The sequence below is a fragment of the Mucilaginibacter sp. P4_E8 genome, from assembly GCF_056401495.1.
This window is the reverse complement of the sequence record NZ_JBFUJG010000014.1, coordinates 1-23,686: the sequence shown is the minus strand read 5'-3', so window position 1 is coordinate 23,686 and position 23,686 is coordinate 1. Positions and strand designations below refer to the sequence as shown.

Sequence of the window (23,686 nt, the reverse complement as noted above, 5' to 3'; positions counted from 1 at the left end):
TAAAATATTAATGAAAAATTGAATAGATAGCATATGTCAGAAGAACTTAAATATGATCGCCGCCGCTTTTTGAGTACAGCAGCCATCACCATTGCCGCCGGTCCGCTTGTTATGATCGGTTCAGCAAATGCACAAACCAGCAAGATAAATCCGGCCGATACTACAGCCAGGATTAAACCGGGAACAAATACCTCATTCGGCACGCTGAAACAAATTGATGCCGGTGCACTGAATGTTGGCTATGCTGAAGTTGGCCCAGCAAACGGTACTCCGGTAATTCTTCTGCATGGTTGGCCCTATGATATTCACAGTTTTGTTGATGTAGCTCCTTTATTAGCGGCAAAGGGTTACAGGGTTATCATTCCGCATTTGCGCGGCCACGGTACTACACGTTTTCTTTCAAGTGCAACTATCCGCAACGGCCAGCAATCTGTCGTAGCTCTTGACATTATCGCTTTGATGGATGCACTCAAGATCCAGAAGGCAATTCTCGCCGGTTTTGACTGGGGAGCACGGACAGCCTGCATTATCGCGGCTTTATGGCCGGAACGTTGCAAGGCCCTGGTTTCTGTGAGTGGCTATCTGATGACCAATCTTGAAGCCGGCAAGCGCCCGCTGCCGCCAACTGCTGAGCATGATTGGTGGTACCAATATTATTTTGCCACAGAACGCGGCCGTGCGGGTTACGATAAATACCGTCGCGATTTCGCGAAGCTCATTTGGGAGCTTGCTTCGCCAAAGTGGCACTTTGATGCGGCCACGCTTGATCGTAGTGTTGCATCCTTAAACAACCCTGATCACGTGAGCATCGTGATCCATAATTACCGCTGGAGGCTGGGTTTGGCCGAAGGCGAGCCTCAATATGATGATTTGGAAAAACGGCTTGCAGCAAGTCCGGCGATTACTGTGCCCACAATCACGCTTGAAGGTGATGCCAATGGAGCCCCGCACCCCGATCCCGCATCCTATCACAATAAATTTTCGGGCAAATATATACACCGGAACATCAGTGGTGGCATTGGTCATAATCTGCCTCAGGAAGCCCCTAAGGCCTTTGCGGACGCTATCATCGAGGTAGATAGCTACTGATATTGATAACATTACAGGCTATCCGGGTGATATAATGGAGCCTGAAATGATGAAGAATTTCCGTAAACAAACCAGGTGTTTTGGCACAGGCTACAACTAAGTAGCTCGGTTTACCAAAACACTTGGTTATATATAGTAATAAAGTGTATTAATTAGTTTTAAGTTTCAATTTTTCTACTACCAGCTGCCCTATTTTCATGCCTTGTTCATTACCAACCACACAGGCATTTTTAAAATGTATGCCTCCGTAAACTCTTGACATAGCAGCTGATTTAGCGGCTTCCCTGAAGGATTTAAAAGATAGCGGTTCAATTCCGAATTCCATTTCGGATGAATCTGTATAGGCAAAATCGTCACCGATTTTAATGGTAAGTACCTCGGCTGCTGCAGATGAGATCACCGCGTGCCCGCTGCTGTATTCGGGGAAAGGCGGTGTTTGAATATATGGCCGCCAATCGGCATTTATATGTTTAGTAATCACCGTTTCGGGCCGTACATAGTTTGACCGGTATTTCAGGTACCAGCAATTAATAAAGCCATCAAATAAAGCAATAGCGGTTTCAGTATATACGCTAACTGTGGTATTAAAATCCATTTTTTTGCTTTTTGTGGCGATAGCGGTAATATTCATCCAATGGCCTCCCGGCGAAAATTTCTTTGTGGCAAATGATGCATGGCCAACAACGTTTAGCTTAAAAGCGTTATCATCCCAAAAATCGGCCTGGTGTTTTTGTTCTTTGGTAAGGCTGTCAACTATAAGTTTTACTTCGAGTGCTTGTTTATAAAACGCGCTGTTTTTATCTTTTACATTAAACACCGGCGGATCAGGCGGTATAAATTGCGCGGTTGAATCAAGTACCATAGGCCTTATCTCGCCCCAATGTGCTTCCAGGGCCTGGGCATACATGGGTGGTGTTGGTATCCAGCGACCATCCTGCTGTTTTACTGTGTATTTACTTGCAGAGCGGGTTTGGGCATAATGATCGCCTTTGCTCCATTTCATGATAAATTTAGCCACCTTATTAGCATAATTTACCGAGCCTTCAAACACATCAGATGGCATCCCGGCATCTTTGGCCTTTTGCTTTAAGCCATCAACATACTGGTCCATACTGCCTTCCGGAAAAGTTACCGCATTCCCCACATGGCAAAAGGCAAGCAGGGAGGCAAACTGATAATCAACAGTTGTATCTTTTGAGGCCCTGGGTACCGGTGGTAAATGTTTTATTTGCCCCGATAATGATTTGAAGTGTTCAGGATCGCCGGCAGCAATAACTTCATAAGCCGCAATGTTAGCGTAGGCATAATTACGTGATGCAGTAACCGGCGGAAAATTATTTTCCAACACAATATCATTTAGTTTTTTTACTGTAACACGATAAAGCTCAGGATCATGTAAAACTTTTTGATAGTCTTTTTCTTTGCAGGATGCCATTAAGAACAATAATCCAGCAATACAAAATAGAAAGGGTCTCATAACTTAAAATATAGGTTAAAAAGCAAACGGTGATGAAGGCAAAATTCGTTTGTTTTTATATTGATCAACAGCCAATATAAGCTTTTTTCACGAAACACCGCAGCATATGATCACTTGTTTTTATATGAAAATTCCCTTTTTTAATGCGAAAATGTTATTGACTATTTTACTTACTATATGCTAAACAAATGAGCCAATATTATTAGATTTAACCTCCAGTTATTTCTGTATTTATAACCCAAATGAAGAAGATCATCCTTATAATTTTAGCTTCTGCCTTAGTTATTGCCGTTGGCGTTTACTTTATAATTCCATCTAAATTAGAAGTCACAAATCAGGTCACCATTGAAACATCTGATGTAATTATATCCCGGTTTCTGATCCAAAAAAACGGATGGGATAAATGGTGGCCCGGCACCAAAATGGCTGATGATCAGTTTAGCTATAACGGGGTACAGTATCACATCAGTAAAACCACTAACAGCGGTGTAAACCTGTCAATTCAAAAAAATAATTTAAAGCTGAATGGCGAGATCAGTTATTTACCTAATAGTGATTATATGGTAAAGATAACCCTGTATGCCACAACAGAGAGCAACCTAAATCCCATACAAAAGGTAACGAATTACATAAAAATAGATGATTTGAAAGATCAAACAGCCATTATTTTACATCACCTAAAGACTTTTTTAGAGGATGAAAAAAATGCATATGGCTATAAGATATATATAAACAAGATAGAATATCCTATTTTACTTACCACAACCATGGCCTCAAAAAACTATCCTGATATGCAGCATGTGTATGAAACCATAAAAGAATTAAGGAAACAGGCAAAAGTACAGGGGGCTATAGAAAAAAACTTCCCAATGCTCAATATCCATAAAACCGACGATAAACAATATGAAATAAGTCTCGCCATTCCGATTGATAAAGCAATTACCCCAACCGGAAAATCATACATTAATAACATGGTACTGGGCGGTAATTTGTTGGTAGCAGACGTAAAAGGAGGACCCAATACCATCAGCAATGCTTTAGCACAGGTTAAAATTTTCATGAAGGATCACAGGCTTATATCGCCGGCCATGCCATTTGAATCCCTGATTACCGATAGGTATGTTGAAAAAGATACTGCAAAATGGATAACTAAAATATACTATCCTATATTTTAGTTATTATAAACTATTTTGACACCAGCATTAGCCTGCCATCGTAAGTAACAATAAGGTAATCTGTTGATGCGGCCCGTTTTATTGACGAAAAATAGGGTATCTCCTGAAAATTAAATGCCGGGCTTATAAAGTATAATGGCGCTGCGAATTCCTTTTGCTGTTTATTGTAGCGTAAACCAACTAAACCCAATGCATCATATTTCCCCTCGTACGGTACTACACCCCAAAAATTCCCATTCAATAATATATTACCTGGTTGTTCATGATCTTGTATTATGGAACGTATAGGGGCCTGCTGGTATAGGTAAGGCAGCTCCTTAAAGGAGGTAGCATGCAACACATCACTTACAAAAATACTATTAAACTGGTTGGCGCTTAGGCGGGTATTATCATCAAGTTTATCCTTAAATATCTCGTCAGTTGTTTTATCGGCCATTTTTTGGTAGCTCAGCCATTCTTTTTTCAGGTAAGGCAATTCTTGTTCAAGATCATTTTTTGGCCTGAACGGATAATATAGACCTTTATAACAATAGGAAAGTATCAAGTCATTTTTTCCATCCTTATCCAGATCATCATTGTAGGCATATAGCGGTTGATCGGCTGTTACATTATATTTATTGTTTGTGCCCCAGTTACCTGCTATAAGATCGGCCTTGCCATCACCGTCCATATCGGTTATAATAGCCGATTGCCACCAGCCTTTTTCACTATCCAGAACAGATGACGAAAACCTGTTTAGTTTTTTGCCATCATTTAAGAAAATGTAAACAGGCTGCCACTCGGCAGTAATCAGCAGATCAGGTTTACCATTGCGGTCAATATCGCTAGTGGTTATACTTGTAATGTAGGGGATACCTGTAATATCATTATACATTTTATCATTACTGATAACAAAATTGCCGTCCCCCTTATTTATTAATACGCTCGAAGGGATTTTGTCCGTATAATTTTTGTAGGATATACTGCTGATAAATAAAATATCATTTAACCCGTCGCCATTAAAATCAAACATAGCTATTTTTGATATCAGGCTATTCAATTTTGGCAATTCCTTATATTCAAATTTAAAATTCCCTTTGTTGATATATAAGCGGGGTGGCAATTTTTTATTAGCCTCAATAAACGGGTGATTGCTGCTTATTACTATCAAATCGGGCCTGCCATCGTTGTTTACATCAGTCCAAACAGCTTGCTCATCGCCATATTCACGAAACTGTTCAAATTGTGGAACACTAACCTTTGTGAAGCCACCAGTTTTATTACCCGCAAGCAGATACTTTTCTTCTGCCGCAAAGCCGCCTACATAAATATCATCAATGTTATCACCATTAACATCGGCAACCGCAATGGCAGGTGTATGTGGCAAATAGGTATGCGGAAGCAGGGAATAATAGTTAAAATCAGGCGTATCAAAAGTTTTTACCGCGGCCAAAAGCCTCGCCTGTACCGGCTTATAATCAAACTGTTTTTTACTGCTGATAAATGCATTTATTATTGATGATATATCACCTGCCTGCTGAACATTTTTGCCGTTATAAGTTACTGTAACTTTTTGTCCGGCTTTAAAATCCTTTATGGTTTGCCATGTATTATCCGGCCATACTATTAATAGTTCTGCAGGCGCATCACCAGGTAAAAAGGTAAAAGTCAGGTCGGTGCTTTGGCTGCTTTCATAAGCAGTACTGGTTTGTATTTCCTGATGATCAAGCTGCTTGCCTGATTTAAGGAAAAACTTTGTTCCAATACCATCAGGGTTGCCTTTTGTATATTTTACAGCGTATTTTAAATAACCCGGCTTATCAGCCTTGCGGGTTTCCATGGTGGTATTTTTATAGATGTAAGCCGATTCATCCATATTATTGGTCACAATATCAAGGTCGCCGTCGTTATCCAGATCAACCGCTACCGAACCGGCAGAAATAGATGGCTGCTGCATATCATTGCTTAAAGACTGGTCAGTAAATTTTAGCTGATCGCCACCATGATAAAAAAAGTTGTGCACAGCGCCATCAGGCATCATGTTGATCTTATCCTTATCAAAAACCCGACTTGTTTTATATTCCTGCATAACACCCGGATCGCCCAGGTATTTGAGATAATCCATATCATTAAGACGTTTTTTTATCCCGTTGGAAAAAAACATATCCTTGAGGCCATCCATATCAAAATCCTGCACCAGGGGCGACCATGTCCAATCGGTAGCTGATACGCCGCTGTACAAACTCATATCAACAAATTTATTACCGTTGCCAACATTCAGTAGCAGGCAGTTTTTTGAATACTGGTAGTAATACCCGGCATTTACCTCCTGGTTGTAAATATCCAAAGGCTCATCGTTAATGGTTGATCTCAGCGCCTTTATGTCTTCGGGTAACATATCAGTAGTAAGCAAATCAAGATGGCCGTCCTTATTGATATCGCTGATCGTATTCCCCATCGAGAACAGGCTGGTATGCCCAAAGGCGCTTTTCAGCTGCTCCTTAAAGGTGCCGTTGTGCTGGTTGATATAGTAATAATCCTGTTCAAAAAAATCATTACTTACATAAATATCGTCCCAGCCGTCGTTATTCAAGTCGCCAACACTTAAGCCCAACCCATAGCCAATGGGCGCGCTGTAAATACCGGCACTGGTTGTAACATCGGTAAAATGACCACCGTCATTACGGAAAAGATGATCGCCGGCATCATGGCTATATTTAAACCTTAAGGTCGAATCGCCATAAGTATCATTGCTGTGTACAGATGACGTGAGCAGGAACATATCCAGGTCGCCATCCTTATCATAATCAAAAAATGAGGCCTGGGTTGAAAGCCCTGCAAAGTCAAGCCCATATTTAGCGGCACTTTCTGTAAACGTAAGGTCGCCATTATTAATATACAGCTGATTTTTGCCTTTGAAATGCTTATACCCGGATACCACGTTTACATAAATATCTTTTAAGCCATCACCATTAATATCAACAATGGTAACGCCGGTTTTCCAGTTGCCGGTACCAGCAACACCCGCTTTGGCGGTTATATCATCAAACTTTAAACCGCCTTTATTAAGGTAAAGCTTATTTGCCCCCTGGTTTGAAACAAAGTACAGCTCCTGCAGTCCATCATTATTAAAATCGGCCGATGCCACACCAGCACCGTTGTAGAAATACAGGTAATCAAGAATATTAACTGAATCAGACACTATATTTCTGTTTACAAAGCCAACACCAGTTTCATTTGCGGGCAGTAACTTAAAAACACCTTCGCCTGCTTTTTTGGGTTTACAAGCACTTAAACAAACAATACCGATAAAAAACAGACAGCAAAAGGCCCTAAAGGATCTCATAATATATTGGGTAAGCAACGGCATTAATTAAGGTTAAGGGTTAACGTAATTTATAAGCTTTAAGCGGTTCGTCATTAATGCCAAACAGGTAATATTTACCGCCGCTGGCATTTTTGATCACTAATGATGACCGTACTTGTCCGTATAAATCAAATCCGGTTTTTGAGGCCGGCAGGTAGTTAAACCCATTTTTATGGTATTGATAAACCTGCCCGCGACTGGCATCAAGCCGGCCAACTTCTGGTTTAAAACCATAAAAATTACCCGCTAATATTATCTTTTCGGCACCCGTATTATCTATATCATCACATAAAATGGTATTTATTGCTGATAATTGCGCATCTGCCGGGAGCGGCTTACAGCTAAACTTTTTGCCATTATTTAAAAACACAGCCGAGGCTAAAAAATTCATTTCATGTGTTTCGGCACCTCCAAGCATTTCATCTGTAAACACCTCTTTAAACGATTTGCCGGCATAATCAATATATCGTAAAAAGCGTTTCTTCAATATAGGCAGCTGCCCAACCAGGTCAGGTTTCATATGAAAAACATAATCTACTCCATCACTTTTATACATTGACGTTACACATTCTTTTGTACCGTTATTATCAAAATCCTTAACCTAAACTTTCATAGGCTGGGTAAATGATGCACGGAACTTGGAATTTAGGCCCAGGTTACCACCTATAATATCCGGATTGCCGTCGCCGTCAACATCAGCAACTTCAAGGCTGTTCCACCAGCCTTTGTAATTGGCTAGTTGTTTGTCTTCTGTAAATTTACCCTTGTTGTTTTTAAATATCCTTATGCCCATCCAGTTGCCGGCTACAATCAGGTCTGGATAGCCATTTTTATCAATATCGGCCCATTTAGCTGTTGTAACCATTCCCAATTTTGCATTGCCACCCAATACGGCTGTTGATACATCCGTAAAATGCCCGGTTCCTTCATTATGCAACACATATGACTGGGGCGAACATCCATAAAGCCCCGGTACGCTCCTGCCACCAATAAACAAATCAGGGTGACCGTCGCCATCATAATCGCAGGATATGACTACCGATGCGTTAACCGCGGCATGTAAAGTTCTGTCAGGATCGCGGTGAAAATGCCCCTTACCATCGTTTTCATAAAATCGCGGATTGTAAACCGGAGTTTCAGCCTCATCGGCATTGCCTCCTACCCCAATTATAAGATCCTGATCGCCGTCGCCATCAAAATCGGCAAATGCGGCACCGGCATTTTCAAGATATTCCTGCTTTTTCAAATCTTCGGGAATAGTTTGCTTAAACTTACCATCCTTTTGTTGAATATATATAGCTGCAAAACTATTTTTTGAGCTTCCAAAATAAAAATCAGTTAATCCATCATTATTCACATCACCCGGTGCCATGTAAGGATTTTCGGTCGACAACATTTGCAACATCAGGCGCTCATTATCAAAATCAATAAAATCGTCCTCTTTATGTTTAGGTATACTATCAAAAACTGATTTTGTTACATCGGCAAACAATGGTTTAATTACAGGTTTAGCCCAACTATATTTAAGGTTTGCATCAGCCTGTTTATAGGTGTATGTACTATCGCCATTTACATTTTTTATAAGCTGATAATTGCCTCCGGGCCAAATAACCTGCAAGGAATCAATTTTTTTATGCTTACCTAAACCAATAAGAAGCTGGTTGGGCGAAGTACAGCTTTGAAAACCACGGGTTGGCTGATTATAATAAATAAGCGAGCTGCCTTTCATAAATACTTTTACGGTAGCGCCAATACCAAAGGTATTTAAACCTGCCCCCCTCAACTTTATTTGTATATGATGGTTGCCATTCTTTTCGGCATTGCTTTTATAAACGTAAACCGGTGAGTTCACGTTATTAACTATGAGGTCATTATCACCATCATTGTCCAGATCGGCATAAATTGAGCCATTACTGAACGATGGCTTATCCAGGCCAAAATCAACCGATTTATTAGAAAAGGTAAGATTATGGTTATTTAAATAAGCATAGTTTGACAAGGGTGTTGAGATCATTTTATCCGTAAAATCCTTATAATCAAACTTCTTTCGCCCCTCTGCAATTTTTGCCATATTGTCCCGGTTCCCCAAAAACTCTATATAATCCTGGTCGGTTAAGTCCTTATATATACCATTTGATACAAAAATGTCCTTCCAACCGTCATTGTCCATATCAAACATTAGTGCGCCCCAGCTCCAATCAGTAGCAGCCACACCCGAGTAAAATGCAGTCTCAGAAAATGTACCGTCGCCATTGTTTATCTGCAGGCAGTTTTGCATAAACTGGTTGTAGTAACCATCGCGTTGTTTGGCTTTAATTACATCAAACGATTCAAAGGAGGTCATTTTTTTCAGACGCTTATCACCTTCGGGCAGCATTTCGGTAGTAAAAATATCATATTGCCCATCGTTGTTAATATCCGCGATGTCTGATCCCATTGAGGCCAGGCTCAAATGGCCGGTTTCGCTCTGAATATCTTCTTTAAAAGTTCCGTTCTTTTGGTTTATGTACAGGTAATCGCGTTCAAAAAAATCATTGGACACATAAATATCAGGGTAACCATCCTGGTTGATATCAACAACTGAAACACCCAAACCAAAGCCAATATCACTGGAGAATATACCTGCCTGCCTGGTTACATTGTTAAAGTGGCCATTATCATTACGATATAGGCGTGCGCCACCCAATTCATCAACTACAGCCCTCAGGTTCTGATTAAAGTCAAATGACCCAATGGGCCTAAAGGAGTTGTTTAGTATGAAACAATCCAGGTCCCCATCGTTATCATAATCAAAAAATATGGACTGGGTTGATAACCCGTTATCAACCAGTCCATATTTTTCGGCTTCTTCTTTAAATGTGCCATCATGCTGGTTAATAAACAATTCATTTCCTTTTTCATTACCGCGCGCGTTACCGCTGTGGCAAACATAAATATCAAGCCAGCCATCTCCGTTAATATCAACCATGGTAACACCTGTGCTCCAATACTTTGTACCCTTTACACCTGCTTTATCAGTAATATTTTCAAATTTCCAGCCACCTTTATTAATATAAAGCTGGTTACCACCCATGTTTGAAGTAAGATAAACATCATTAAGCCCATCGTTATTAACATCGCCAATGGCTACCCCTCCACCGTTATAATAGTTGCGAAAGGTAAATACATTGGTACGGTCCTGCTCATTTAGCTGGTTAATAAAATTTATACCTATATCTGTATTTGACTGTAATGTAAATAAAGCCGACTTATTGTCCCCTCCATTACAGGCACCTAACATTATCCCTACCGCAAAAACAAAAAACTTAGTTTTTTTAAATAGCATCATATACTTAGAAAAAACAAACGTAGCGGAAAATTTCCGCTACGTTCTTTCTTAATCAAATAATCTCAATATTAATAACCTGCGTTTTGTTTAAGGTTAGGATTTGTATCCACAGCACGTTGTGGTATAGGATATATTGTTTTTGACTTGTCGGTTTTTGCTGGTCGCTGATCAACAGGATCATTAAATTTCTCAAACCTGATCAGGTCATTTCTTCTCCAGCCTTCGTAATAAAGTTCACGCCCTCTTTCGGCAAGCATAGCAGTAGCGTCAACACTTGCTAATGGAGTTGCACCGCGTGGTACACGTAACGAATTTACAATTGCCAAAGCTGTTTGCCCGTTTGGATCACTACCGCCACGCATAATAGCTTCTGCTTTTTCAAGCAATACATCAGCATAACGCAAAAATACATAGTCATTAGATGAATTATCATCATTAACGGTATTACCGGTTGGTTGAGGGAAGTACTTAAACACCCTTATACCCTGGGCCTCGGTAGAGTAATTCAGGTTAACATCTTCAGTAAAGATAAGTGGTTTACCACCTCTTTGTTTTAAAGCCACGCCACCAGGGCCGAATTGCTGACCTACAGCAAAACCAGCTCTTAAACCAATCTTATCTGTTAAACCAGGATAAGCAACACCTCTGCGCTCGTCCGTAGCTTCAAAAGATTTATAAAAATCAGCTAAAGTTGTAAATCCATTCCAGCCATCAGGAGTTTGGTTGTAATGTAAGCCCATTCTCCAACGGTTTTTAGCTGATCCCGGCGCATTGGTTGTTGTATTGTAAATACCAAAGATGTTTTCATGTGATTGCTCACTATTATCCCACGCAAAATCCTGAAAATATTTACCTGCAGGCTCTAATGTATAACCAGCTGCAGTTACTTTATTGGCATATTCAATTACCTTATCCATATCTGCTTTAACAAAGGTGAATGGACCGCCCACAACTGCTGATTTGTATACCGCTTTATTTAAATAAATTTTAGCCAGTAATGCTTGTGCAGCCGCTTTGCTTGCAATACCAATGTTAGCAGATGTGGTTAAATTTGCCTCGGCAAATTCCAGATCCTTAATAATAAAATCGGTTGCCTCACTACGGTTGTAAACAATTGGTATTGATGAGTTTGGTGCATTAGGGTCACGATACGGTGCCTGACCATACAAATCAATTACCTGAAACATATACCAGGCGCGCAAAAARCTGGCTTCTGCTTTGATCTTTGTATCAGTAGCCCTTACTATAACCTGTGTTGCCCGGTATACACCAATATTTAACTGATCCCAGGTATCATTAACCTGGTTATGTGTAGGTGTCCAGGTATGGGTGTGTAATTTACGCCAGGTACCAAAATCGCCCCAGTCAGTACCACGGGTCGGTCCCATCATTTCGTCCGTTGGATGCTCCTGTAAAGCGTATGTGTTTGCCTGATCGGCCTGCCCGTAAAGTTGTGAGTAAACACCATTAAGATCTGCCGATGAAGATGCACCTCCCGCGTCAATTGTTTTTGAGCCGTATGGGGTTTCTGTTAATTTTTTGCAGCCTGCAGCTATTAAAAAAATTAAGCCGCATATTACTGCTCTTGAAGTTATTTTTTTCATGATCATATTTTTTTAAAAACCTGCATTTAATCCTAATGTGAATGTGCGTGCCTTTGGATAAGCGGTATAGTCTATACCTCTTGAAGGTACATTGTCTCTTTGTTTATCAGTATTAATTTCAGGATCTAAACCGCTGTAGCTTGTGATCAAAAATATATTCTGTCCGGTTAATGATACTCTGAGTGATTTAATTGTTTTGCCTTTTACCGGGAATGTATAACCAACAGTAGCATTGCTTAATCTAAGGAAATCGCCTTTCTCTAAGAAACGTGTTGATACCTCTGCGGAGTTAAGTGGATTTTCATTGGTTGCTGCTACTTCTTTAGTTACGTTACGACCGCTAACAAGGTTGCCTTTGTAAAAAAATGCGTTGGCGGTGTTGTTATATAGATAGAAACCAGTAGCTCCGGTTAAAAAGAAGCTTAAGCTAAAGTTTTTGTAAGTAAAGCTGTTGGTTAACCCTGCAGTAAATTTAGGGAGAGGACTACCTTGCGGAGTTGAAACGTCAATACCTTGTGGATAGATACCGAAACCGTTAGCATCTAAACCTGCATAATTTGGCACGTTGAAACTATAAAGCGGGTAATTATTAGCAAAAAACTGCGCATAAGCACCAGATAAGCCCTGGCCATCAATATTACCGGTAATTACGTTACGTGAGCCAAAATTCTCGATCTTATTTTTAATAAAGGTCATGTTATAGGAAACATCCCAGGAAAATATACTGCCTTGTATGGCCTGTAAATTCAACCCTACTTCAACACCTTTATTTCTTACATTACCCGGCAGATTGGTCCAAAATCTTGGAGTTGCAGCAGGCTGCGCAATGTCCTGGAAGAATAAAAGATCTTTTTGAGATTTATTAAAGTAATCAATTGTACCGGTTAAGCGCCCATTCAATATGGTGAAATCAATACCAGCACCATACGCCGTTTGCGTTTCCCATTTCAAATCTGGGTTAGCAGCATTTTGAGGTGGGTTTGCAGTACCTAAGTAGTTTAGTTGCCTAAGCGCTATAGAAGCATAAGATGGATAATCCTGGTTACCTGTTTGACCGTAGTTTAATCTTAAGCTCAAGTCATCAAATATACCTTTGGGTGCAAAACTTTCGCCACTGATACGCCATTTAGCCGCCAAAGCAGGGAAATTAGCATATTGATTGTTTTTACCAAAACGTGATGAACCATCTCTTCTTATTGTACCTGTTAAAATGTAACGGTCTTTATAAGAATAATTAACACGGGCAAAATATGATTGCAATTGGTAACGGCTACTATCAAGCCCATTAATGTTACCAACAGGATAAGCTAAATGATTTTTAAAATCATTATAGTCCTTTTTTAATACACCGGGGGTAGAAGTACCCCAGGCAATATCAGCCCGGTCAAAATGTTTAAAGGTTTGATATGAATAACCTAATAAAGCGGTAATGGAACTGTTATTATTCCATTTTTTTTCGTAGTTTAAAGTATGCTCAGTAGTAAAATTGGTTAATTCGGTATGCACCAAAATAGCACGACCATTTACTGTAGCCGAAGGAATATTATAATCCCTTATATTGGTAGCATCGGTAAAACCTATGATCTTGGGGTCATAAAATGTTTTTCTCAAACCTCTTGATATATCGGCACCAAAATTTCCTTTATATGATAAGCCTTGAAATAATCTAACTGTAGCGGTTATATTGTTCAGATAACGGTTGATGTTATCCCTATCGTCTAATTGAGTTAATAAAGAAACCGGGTTCCTGAAGCTGTTATTTTTTGGAAAACCATTATCATCATAACCATTCAGGCTAAATAGCCTTCCCTGATCATCATAAACAGGCGCGGTAGGGTTTAGCTGTATTGCAGCTCCAATTAAACTACCATTAAAACCCGCATTATTAGTTATAGGCGCAAACTGATCCTTAACATTTGAATATGATGATTGAAGATCAAATTTCAACCTGTCGCCGAACAAGGATTGCGATGCATTGATACGTGCGGAAATACGCTTTAGGCTGGTATTTTTAATAATACMGTTTTGATTGTCATAACCAAAGGAAGCACGGTAAGTACCACCAGAGTTAGATGCACCGCCAAAACCAAGCGTATAATTTTGAGAAACAGCAGTTCTCAAAATTTCCTTTTGCCAGTCTGTATTACCTTTATAATCAACTGCAGCAGCATCAGCACCTACGCTGGCTACAGCAGCTAAAAACTGGTCGCGGTTAAGCAGGTCATACCGTTTAGCTGCATTTGAAACGCTGGTATTAGCACTAAATTGAATTCCCTGGCCTTTACGACCTTTACGGGTAGTGATCAATATAACACCATTAGCACCACGTGAACCATAAATAGCAGATGCTGATGCATCTTTCAGAATACTGATATTTTCTATATCAGAAGGATTAATAAATGCTAAAGGGTTACGGGCCGATGACATACCAGCACCGCTGTCAAAACCACCTGCTGTACCACCGTTGTCCAATGGCACACCATCTACTACATAAAGAGGAGAACTACCTGCGCGGATAGAACTGGCACCACGAATATTAATAGTAGCACCGGCACCAGGTTCACCACTTGCAGGGGTTACCTGCACACCCGCGATACGGCCTTGCAGCAATTGCTCTGGAGTTGCTATAACGCCCTTGTTGAAATCTTTAGTACCGAGCGAAGCCACCGAGCCGGTAGCATCTTTTACCCGCTGCGAACCGTAACCGATTACAACTACTTCGTTTAACGCTTTGCTGATTGATTCTAAACTTGCGTTTACGGTTGATTGGCCGCCGATGGGAACAGTTACGTTGTTATACCCTACATAAGTAAAGGTAAGGCTTGTTACGCTTGCCGGAACCGATATGCGGTAAGCGCCATCCGTGTTGGTTATTGCGCCTCCGGAAGCTCCTACGGCTGTAACCACTGAAACCCCTATTAAAGGAGACCCATCTTTTTTGTCAGTTACCTTTCCTGTTATTACTTTATTTTGAGCCATAGAGGGCATCGAAAAAAAGAGCATAACAGCAAAGAAACATACGTTGAGTAAGTGTTTAAATTGCATAATGTTGAGATTTAGTTGATATTGAGATTTATACTTGGTTAAATTTTAAACAACAATCATATTAACCTGAACTTTCCTACGGGGCTGTTGGTAAATTTTCGATTATTAAATCGGCTAAATAGCAGTGCACTACCAGAAATAGCACTAAGCCTTTTTAGCTTCAGAACTTAAAAAAACGAAGTAATTATCGAGAGATCGCAGGTTGTATTTGGTTTATAATACTGTGTGTTAAAATCTAATGCAATTTAACTATTATCAAGCCAGAAAGCCACTGATTATGCCTTTGAAAAGGCGGTTTGAAGTTATTTTAATAATTATATAACTTTTTTATTTGATTTTTAAATTAAATTATTTGATAATCAAATACTTAAGTTAGAATGGTCTATAAAAAATATAATCGATTTTTACCATTTTTTAATACTTTTAATACCTTTTGAATACTAAAACATTATTTTTTAATATTAAAAAGGAGTATGATTTTAGGGAAAAACCTCAGTTAAAATCTGTAACCTTAATATTCATTATCCGTTGCTCAAACTGATCAGGGCAATGGGATTTGGCTTTTATCTTCATTTTATAAACATATATAGTACTGTCAGAATACTCTAAGATTTTGGCAATGGTTTCATTATCCGTAATACCCATTCTTATTAAGGCAAATATCCGAAGGTCGGTATTTAAGGTTTGATCCTTTACGGGCCATATCTGGTCCTTCTCATCGAACATACTGTTAAAGACCGTGATAAAATTGGGAAATAGCTGTGTAAAAATATGATCAAAATTAAAGTACATTTTTTCTCTTTCTTTTTTGATGTTTAGGTTATTTATTAAATCGTAAATAATCTCATTTCTATTAGCAGCGGGCTTTATTTTTAAAGAAAACTTTAAGTTTTCAAGTTTTGATATATAATCAGATATTATTTTAAAGAACTGCCCTAAATATTCAACATTAATCTTAGCATCCTTTATAAGTTGTCCGTTAATTTGGCTAAGCTGCAGGTTATCTGCACTGATCTTATGTTGCCTGTCCTTTATTTTTCTAAGTCGTTTAACAAGTATTAAGAAAACAAATAACCCCAATAATACTAATGCTGCTAACACAAGCAGGTAAACCCAGAATTTATTTTTTTGATGCTCTAAATGACCAAGCTTGGCTTCACTAATTAAAGGCAAAATTTTGCCTATTTGAAGTTTTCGTTGGCGTGCACCGTAAAAATCAGCATCGGCTTTAGCCAGCTTAATTAAATTATAAGCATCATCAATGTTTCCTTCCTGGTATAATAACTGCGCAAGGGTATAAAGTGACACGGTTTCTTTTGTTGACGATTTAATATCTGAAATAACCGCATGTATCATCAGGTCAAGCCCTTCTTTTCTCTCCGCGTTAGCTAAACATACGGCAGCTATAGAACTGGATGCCATGGAGCTTATGTGCATGGAGATGGGTTTATCATGATTTAATAGGTTTTCAAACTGGAACCGGCTCTCATTAAAGTTGTTATGCTGCATTTTTTGCAATCCAAGCAAATAGGTGCGGTTTATTTCTTCCTTACCACAAAACAATATGGCCGAATCCATATATTTATTAGCTGCCTGTACATAAACAGGGCTAAAGTGATTATCATCGCTGTAATTAGCAAGTTCATAATTACACCTGCTTAAAGATAAATAGTAGTCAACTTTGTTTTGGTTACTCAGCGCATTCAAATCAACGTTATGCAGGAGGTCTAACGTTTCCATAAACATTCCGGATGATAGCAGGATATAGGCCAGTTTAACATAGCCATAATGCTGTTGTGTTTTATTACCTGTTATTAGGCTAACAGCAATCATTTTATGTGCATAAACATAAGCCGAATCAGAATGATATGATTTATATTCATTATATAAATTGTTCAAAACATCAAACTGACCATCATAGTCTGTTTTTGATAATTTCGTTTGCTGGGCTTTTAAGCTTTTTATGCGTAATTCTTTATTCTTATCATATTCGCTTTTTTTGTTTATCTCACTTTTTAATTTATCTAACAAATCGCTGGTTGCATTTGAATATGCTGTAACGCTTATCAACGAAATAAAAATAATGAGTAAAAAATGTTTCATATTTTATGGTTAATTCTGGTTAGTAAATATTTACATTAACAAAAGCAATTACCCAGGCAGGTTACATGCTCTCTTAAATTCATAATTAAGTCATTACTAATTTAACTCATAAAAATCAAACAATCGTTGTAATAAGGAATTAACTTTTAAATTCTACTTTTTCCAAATCCCTATCCGGTGTTTGGATAACCTACTCGCGAAATATCCACCATCAACGCTTATTAAAAAATATTAAATAAGTAATTATAAATTTAATCATTATTGCTAAACTTATTTTAATAATTGGGGTCCGTAGCGCCTTTTTAGAGGACATTTATCCTGCTCAGCAAAAAAGTAACCTAATTCGGCTTTACTACTTCTCTTATACTTCATTTTGCATTTCTTAAGCTTTATAATACCCTGCTTTAAAAATTACGTTATATTAGTTATAGAAATCACCCCTGAATTTCTGTAAGAACTTCGTTACAAGAGGACAGTTCCTGATAGCAGCTTAGCTAAAAAATAGGAAACTAACTTATTTATTAGCTAATGCATGCTTTTTACTGAAGCAGCTTATAGTTAATTTAGCCTAATCAATTGAGCGTATTATGAACAAAAAGACAATTCTTGCATGTTGCCTGTCCGTTATTGCGGTGGGGGGACTACTATCATTCAAATTAATAAAGAATGAAGTAGAAAATGCCGGCTTAAAATTACCCGGGAACTTTAAAGCAAGTATAATTGCTGATAATTTAGGTAGTGCAAGGCACCTTGTTGCTACACCACAGGGTGATATTTTTGTACACCTTGGAGGACTCAAAAATGGGAAAGGCATTGTTGTTTTACATGACAATGGAGATAAAGCCGATGTAAAAACCACTTTTGGTACCTTTAGCGGTACGGGGATCAGCATTAAAAACGGATACCTGTATGCATCGTCTGACCAGGCTGTTTATCGTTATAAATTAAATAACAATAACGAAGTTGCTGATCCYGAACATCCTGAAACAGTAGTTAGTAATTTGGTTACTAAAAGAGCCCACAGACCCAAAGCCATAGCATTGGATAATGATGGAAATCTGTATGTGAACATAGGCGCATATTCAAATATTTGCAGCGAGTTAGATCCACAAAAAAAGGGATGCCCGATTTTGGATTCGGCAGGAGGTATCTGGAGGTTTAAAGCCGATAAGCTAAATCAAACCCAGGGCAATGGTATACGTTATGCAACCGGCTTACGCAACGTTGTAGGGCTTGATTGGAACCAGCAGAACAACCAGCTTTTTGTAATGCAGCATGGCCGCGATGCATTACATGATCTTTTCCCAAAACTTTATACCGTTCATCAATCTGCTATTTTACCGGCCGAATGTATGTACGCTCTTAAGGAAGGTGATAACGCCGGATGGCCATATATGTATTATGACGACGTAAAGCAAAAAAAGATGCAAGGCCCAGAATATGGTGGCGATGGCGTAAAAGAAGCTGATGCTAAGTATGCTGATCCTGTAGCTGCTTATCCTGGCCATTTGGCACCTGATGGCTTGCTGTTTTACACCGGTAACCAGTTCCCTGAAAAATATAAAAACGGGGCCTTTATAGCATTCCATGGATCATGGAACAGGGCACCCGAACCTCAGGCAGGATATTTTGTGGTTTTTCAACCTTTTAAAAATGGCAAGCCCGATGGTAAATGGGAAATATTTGCCGATGGTTTTGCAGGCACACCAGAGCAGGAAGCTTCAGGTCGTGCAGAACACCGCCCGTGCGGTCTTGCTCAGGCACAAGATGGATCACTTTATGTAAGTGACGACAACAAAGGAACTATTTATAAAATAAGCTATAAAAAATAATAAATGAAGATCAAAATAACCGTTTTATTGGTGGCATTATGCTCACTATCAATTACCAATTTACATGCTCAGGTAAAACGTAAACAAACACCGCGCAGCGGTGCAGTTTCAGCAACATCTGTTGCACGCGGAAAAATTGTATATACAAGTATATGCTTGCCCTGTCATATGGCAGATGGCGGAGGTGTACCAAACATGAATCCGCCTTTGGTTAAAACAAGTTATGTACTGGGAGATAAAACCACTTTAATCAAAATTGTATTAAATGGATTTAACGAAGATGTAGAAATAAACGGGCAGAGATATTCTAACTCCATGAGCTCACATGATGATTTAAAAGATCAACAAATTGCTGATGTTTTAACCTATGTGCGGAATAGTTTTGGCAATAAGGCAAGCGCTGTTAAAATTGCCGAGGTAGCAAAAGTGCGGGCAACGCTTAAAAAAAGTTAGGCGCGCATTTTCTTAATAATTATGCCTTAAGTAGTGTAAATATTAAATCGGGGAGTGTATGAGGCGAAGAAGATTTTTAATGGGCTTATCAGCCTTTATAAGCTTAAAAGCTTTCAGCAAACAACAACCTCCATTAATGGAGGTTGTTTATTTTCAGGACGACGGGGTAATCCCCAACAGTAAATATCCCTTAATAATTTACCGGAAGGCTTTTTCYGAAACCGGAAGTGAGGGTGCTTCCTGGCTTGAGGAAAGGTTTGCCAAAAACAACTGGAGTAATTCATGGCGTAACGGCGTTTACCCCTTTCATCACTACCATAGCATATCACATGAGGTTTTAGGTATATATTCGGGTTCGGCTACGTTGCATCTTGGAGGCGAAAAGGGAAAGAAATTAAAAGTTAATGCAGGCGATATTTTGATTATCCCAGCCGGTGTAGGGCATAAAAACCTGGGGGATAACGAAATGTTTGGCGTAGTTGGCGCTTATCCCAACGGCCATGAATGGGACCTGCTTAAAGGAGAACCGGGAGATAGGCCACTGGCTGATAAGCATATTGCCGCGGTTCCTTTTCCCGATACTGATCCGCTTCTTGGAAACGCAGGTGGGCTACTAAAAACATGGAAATAATACATTGCCCAGGTAAAAGAAAGGGGATTGTTGATTAAATACCGATCTTATTCGCATCAACAAATTTATGGATCGCTTTTAGCCATGTTATGGCTTCCTGATGAGCCTCACGGGCCGTGTCTAATATGGCATCCATCTGCCAGAAATAATGAGTTACTCCTGTAAACCTGCGAAAAGACACTTCTATACCCTGCCTCTGTAAACGTGCTGCATAATGTTCGGCTTCATCACGTAATGGGTCATGTTCGGCCGTGTAAATTAATGTTTGCGGTACATGCTTAACATGCCCGGTCAAAAATGGAGAGGCAAGTTCGTTAAAGGCTTCATCTAAATTACTAAGGTAGGTTTTCCAGGTCAACCGCATTATTTCGCCCGAGAGCAGATAACCCTTTTCATAAGTATGATATGAAGGTGTATCAAACCGGTAATGTAAGGCAGGGCATACGAGTATCTGGCCAAACAGCTGGAACTCTCTGACCTGGTCAACTAAGTGTACCAACCCTGCTGCAATATTTCCTCCGGCGTTATCTCCTCCAACAATTATCTTTTCGCTATCCATATCAAAATTAAACCCTTTTTCCTTGATCCAGTCAAGCACGGCCAGCCCCTGGTATAACGGAACCGGAAAATGGTACTCGGGCGCAAGGGCATAATCAACCGATATTACTACACAATCACTACCCTCAGCAAGCGTATCGCATATTGAATCACAGGTTTCCATATTGCCACCAATCCAATTACCACCATGAAAATAAACTAAAACCGGTTTCAACCCTGACGACCCGCCGCGGTATACTCTGAAATTAAAAGCCGGTACTTTATCAGGCGTAAGTTTAAACTCCATAACCGGTACACATCCCCCGGCAGAATAAGTAGCAATACGCGCAAAATCACTGATCAATGACCTGAATGCGGTAACATTTAACGGAAGCTTATGAACCTCATTAAATTTTGTATTGAGAAGCTCATTGATCACAGGATGCAATTGAACTTTATGTGACATTCAAAAAATAGGGAATAAATAAATAGGTTACTAAAAAGATAAAAGGGATACTGATCTAAAAATAAATCAGCATCCCTGGGTATTATATGGAAATTAGGGGCGGTAATTTGCTATACTCCATTTAACAATTAAGCTATTAACTTAAGCCGATTAAGATATTCTTTTATAACTTCTATTTCATCTATACTTAATTTGCTGTCAATAGCTTTGGCATTTTCAATGGCCTGTTCACTATTTCGTGCACCAACCAGCGCTATGGTTATACCGGGTTGCTCAAGGGTCCATAAAATAACCAATTGCCCTAATGTCAAATGTTTTTCATCGGCAATGGGTTTTATCAGATTAAGGAACTCACTGGTCCTTTTTAAATTTTCATCTTTAAAAAATGACACCTCTTTGCGGTGATCACCTTTTGAAAACTCATAGCCCGGTTTCATTTTACCGGTTAAAAGTCCCCTCTCTAATGGGCTGTAAGCCAGGATGGATTTATTGTGCTCCAGGCAATAAGGAATTAATTCTGATTCAATTGAACGTTTAACCATGCTATAAGGTACCTGATCAGATACAACCGCGACATATTTTTCGGCTTCGGCCATTTGTGCCGCGTCATAATTACAAACGCCCGCGTAACGCACTTTTCCCTGCTCAATTAACCGCGAAACAGCTTCCATACTTTCTGCTATCTGCGTTGTTGAATCGGGCCAGTGTATTTGGTACAGGTCAATGTAATCAGTCCCTAAGCGTTTTAAACTGTCTTCGCACTCTTTTATAATGCTTTCCTTACCCGCATACTTATAAATGTCAATATCTACCCCGTTGTTATTTTTACTGCTAAAGCCAAAATCACCTTTTTTAAGGTCCCAGCGCATTCCGTATTTAGTAAGGATCTGAAATTTGTCACGGGGCAGTCCTTTGATCGCTTCACCAACAATTTCCTCACTTGTACCCTGGCCGTAGATCGGGGCCGTATCAATAGATGTTACGCCGAGCGAATATGAAACCCTTATGGCATCAATAGCCTCTTTGCGTTCGGTACCACCCCACATCCAGCCACCGGCTGCCCATGCACCAAAAGTTACTTCGGAGAGTAATAAATCTGTATTTGCTAATTTCCGATACTTCATCATTCTTTTGTTTTTAATTACTTTTTTTGTTTATTATGCACCATACAACAAATTAAATCGTTTTATTAACTTTATACATTGTTGCAACAGCCACAAAGGAACAACAAAAGGTCATGAAGACCAATAACTTACCCAGTAATTAGTAACTCATTAATCAGTTAGCATGGCAGAAAGAAAACTAAGCTCCACCAATTACCATAACCAGTCATTCCTGGAGGAAAAATGCGCGCTTAATGAACTTATATATTTATTGAGTAAAAGATGGATGACTGAAGTACTGTTTAGTATTGAAGAGGGCAATACCCGTTTTACAAGTTTAAAGGAAGATTTGGAACATATAAGTGATCATATCCTGGCCGACAGGCTGAAATTTTTGGAACAGCATGAACTGATTCATAAAAGCATTGTACCGGGCAATCCTCCAAGAACTGAGTATACCTTAACTGGTAAAGGGACAGAACTTAGCCAGATATTAGAGGGTTTATGCCACTTCGCAGAAACCCAAATGCAATTTTGATATCTGGCATAATCAAACTTACAAGTATTAACTTCTACCTGTCAAAGCATACCCAAAGCAGCTAATTGATTTGTTAGTTAACATATTTTATTTATTAAAGTATCATTAACTTACTTTTATGGCAAAATATCGCAAAGGTATTCACCAATAAATCGTCATTTTTATAATAAATAAAAGACTATTATGAAGTTATCCCAACAATTAAGGCTGGTTTATTGTGCCTGCCTTTTAGTAGCCGCCGCTTCAACCGCTTTTGCTAAGGCGCCGGCCAAAAATTACTACCAATTAAAAATATATCATTATAAAACGCAGGAGCAGGAAAGTAAGATTGAGCATTACTTGCAGCAAGCATACATACCGGCATTGCATCGTGCAGGTGTTAAAAATATTGGGGTATTTAAACCAGTTACACAACAGGATACTGCCAAACTTATTTATGTTTTCACCCCGTTTTCTTCGTTGGATAAATTAGCCGGAATAAACGAGAAATTACAGGAAGATGCTCAATATCTGACTGATGGTAAAGATTATATTGATGCTGATTATAAGGATGCGCCATATAGCCGTATAGAGACCATTGTCTTGCAAGCTTTCCCAGGTATGCCAGCTCCTGCTGTTCCAAACCTTACCGCAGCTAAGGCCGACAGGGTTTATGAACTGCGCAGCTATGAGAGCGCTACTGAAAAATACAATTTTAACAAAGTAAGGATGTTTAACGTTGGTGATGAAATAGGGCTTTTTAAAAGATTAGGATTTAATGCCGTTTTTTATTCGGAAGTGATAGCCGGCAGCCACATGCCTAACCTAATGTATATGACAACTTTTAACAGTAAAGAAGACAGGGATAAACATTGGGAAGCATTTAGCAATGACGCGCAATGGAAAACACTTACTGCAAAAGCTGAATTCAAAAATAATGTTTCGCACGCGGATATTATTTTCCTACATCCTGCTGAGTA

At 39.2% G+C, this 23,686-nt stretch carries 16 protein-coding genes; 7 read left to right on the top strand and 9 right to left on the bottom strand.

Features of this window, described 5'->3' with window-relative positions; genetic code table 11:
• Window positions 1-33: 33 nt before the first annotated feature.
• Window positions 34-1,089, top strand: coding sequence for an alpha/beta fold hydrolase (locus AC1DRQ_RS08530; RefSeq protein WP_477423614.1), 1,056 nt, complete (start codon window positions 34-36; stop codon window positions 1,087-1,089).
• A gap of 148 nt (window positions 1,090-1,237) precedes the next feature.
• Here AC1DRQ_RS08530 and AC1DRQ_RS08525 read toward each other — a convergent pair whose 3' ends face one another.
• Window positions 1,238-2,566: a vanadium-dependent haloperoxidase gene (locus tag AC1DRQ_RS08525; protein ID WP_477423612.1), complete on the bottom strand. Its 1,329-nt coding sequence runs from the start codon at window positions 2,564-2,566 to the stop codon at window positions 1,238-1,240.
• A 242-nt stretch (window positions 2,567-2,808) separates the two neighbouring features.
• On the opposite strand from AC1DRQ_RS08525, the gene AC1DRQ_RS08520 reads away from it, so the two are divergent.
• Window positions 2,809-3,741, top strand: a complete 933-nt coding sequence (locus AC1DRQ_RS08520; RefSeq protein WP_477423610.1) for a GyrI-like domain-containing protein — start codon at window positions 2,809-2,811, stop codon at window positions 3,739-3,741.
• Between the two features lie 10 nt (window positions 3,742-3,751).
• Here the strand turns inward: AC1DRQ_RS08520 and AC1DRQ_RS08515 are convergent, their stop codons facing one another.
• The 6 genes from AC1DRQ_RS08515 to AC1DRQ_RS08490 all read right to left on the bottom strand — a co-directional run bounded on the left by AC1DRQ_RS08515 (window position 3,752) and on the right by AC1DRQ_RS08490 (window position 17,167).
• The gene (locus AC1DRQ_RS08515) at window positions 3,752-7,066 is read right to left on the bottom strand and encodes an FG-GAP repeat domain-containing protein (RefSeq protein ID WP_477423608.1); all 3,315 of its coding nucleotides are present in this window, start codon (window positions 7,064-7,066) and stop codon (window positions 3,752-3,754) included.
• 40 nt (window positions 7,067-7,106) lie between these two features.
• On the bottom strand, window positions 7,107-7,643 hold the full coding sequence (locus tag AC1DRQ_RS08510) for a hypothetical protein (protein ID WP_477423606.1): 537 nt from the start codon (window positions 7,641-7,643) through the stop codon (window positions 7,107-7,109).
• A gap of 45 nt (window positions 7,644-7,688) precedes the next feature.
• The gene (locus AC1DRQ_RS08505; protein ID WP_477423604.1) at window positions 7,689-10,415 is read right to left on the bottom strand and encodes a VCBS repeat-containing protein; all 2,727 of its coding nucleotides are present in this window, start codon (window positions 10,413-10,415) and stop codon (window positions 7,689-7,691) included.
• Between the two features lie 68 nt (window positions 10,416-10,483).
• Window positions 10,484-12,019, bottom strand: a complete 1,536-nt coding sequence (locus AC1DRQ_RS08500; protein ID WP_477423602.1) for a RagB/SusD family nutrient uptake outer membrane protein — start codon at window positions 12,017-12,019, stop codon at window positions 10,484-10,486.
• A gap of 12 nt (window positions 12,020-12,031) precedes the next feature.
• Window positions 12,032-15,064, bottom strand: coding sequence for a SusC/RagA family TonB-linked outer membrane protein (locus AC1DRQ_RS08495; protein WP_477423600.1), 3,033 nt, complete (start codon window positions 15,062-15,064; stop codon window positions 12,032-12,034).
• A gap of 492 nt (window positions 15,065-15,556) precedes the next feature.
• Window positions 15,557-17,167 carry a DUF6377 domain-containing protein gene (locus tag AC1DRQ_RS08490; RefSeq protein WP_477423598.1) on the bottom strand — a complete coding sequence of 537 codons (1,611 nt, stop codon included), beginning with the start codon at window positions 17,165-17,167 and terminating at the stop codon, window positions 15,557-15,559.
• A 587-nt stretch (window positions 17,168-17,754) separates the two neighbouring features.
• Between AC1DRQ_RS08490 and AC1DRQ_RS08485 the strand changes: the two genes are divergently transcribed.
• Genes AC1DRQ_RS08485 through AC1DRQ_RS08475 form a run of 3 tightly spaced genes read left to right on the top strand, consistent with a single transcriptional unit; the run spans window position 17,755 to window position 20,083 of the window.
• Complete coding sequence (locus AC1DRQ_RS08485; RefSeq protein WP_429400049.1) at window positions 17,755-18,999, top strand: PQQ-dependent sugar dehydrogenase; 1,245 nt, start codon at window positions 17,755-17,757, stop codon at window positions 18,997-18,999.
• A 3-nt stretch (window positions 19,000-19,002) separates the two neighbouring features.
• Window positions 19,003-19,452 (top strand): c-type cytochrome, encoded by a 450-nt coding sequence (locus AC1DRQ_RS08480; RefSeq protein WP_429400048.1) that lies wholly within the window; start codon window positions 19,003-19,005, stop codon window positions 19,450-19,452.
• Window positions 19,453-19,510: 58 nt separating this feature from the next.
• Window positions 19,511-20,083 carry a hypothetical protein gene (locus tag AC1DRQ_RS08475; RefSeq protein ID WP_477423595.1) on the top strand — a complete coding sequence of 191 codons (573 nt, stop codon included), beginning with the start codon at window positions 19,511-19,513 and terminating at the stop codon, window positions 20,081-20,083.
• Between the two features lie 34 nt (window positions 20,084-20,117).
• Here AC1DRQ_RS08475 and AC1DRQ_RS08470 read toward each other — a convergent pair whose 3' ends face one another.
• Both AC1DRQ_RS08470 and AC1DRQ_RS08465 read right to left on the bottom strand, forming a co-directional pair.
• Window positions 20,118-21,086, bottom strand: a complete 969-nt coding sequence (locus AC1DRQ_RS08470; protein ID WP_477423594.1) for an alpha/beta hydrolase — start codon at window positions 21,084-21,086, stop codon at window positions 20,118-20,120.
• Window positions 21,087-21,214: 128 nt separating this feature from the next.
• Window positions 21,215-22,213, bottom strand: a complete 999-nt coding sequence (locus AC1DRQ_RS08465; protein ID WP_477423593.1) for an aldo/keto reductase — start codon at window positions 22,211-22,213, stop codon at window positions 21,215-21,217.
• Window positions 22,214-22,373: 160 nt separating this feature from the next.
• Here AC1DRQ_RS08465 and AC1DRQ_RS08460 point away from each other — a divergent pair, with 160 nt between their 5' ends.
• Window positions 22,374-22,727: a winged helix-turn-helix transcriptional regulator gene (locus tag AC1DRQ_RS08460; protein WP_477423592.1), complete on the top strand. Its 354-nt coding sequence runs from the start codon at window positions 22,374-22,376 to the stop codon at window positions 22,725-22,727.
• A 183-nt stretch (window positions 22,728-22,910) separates the two neighbouring features.
• Window positions 22,911-23,686 (top strand): NIPSNAP family protein (locus AC1DRQ_RS08455; protein WP_477423590.1); only part of this gene is annotated, 776 nt, incomplete at its 3' end.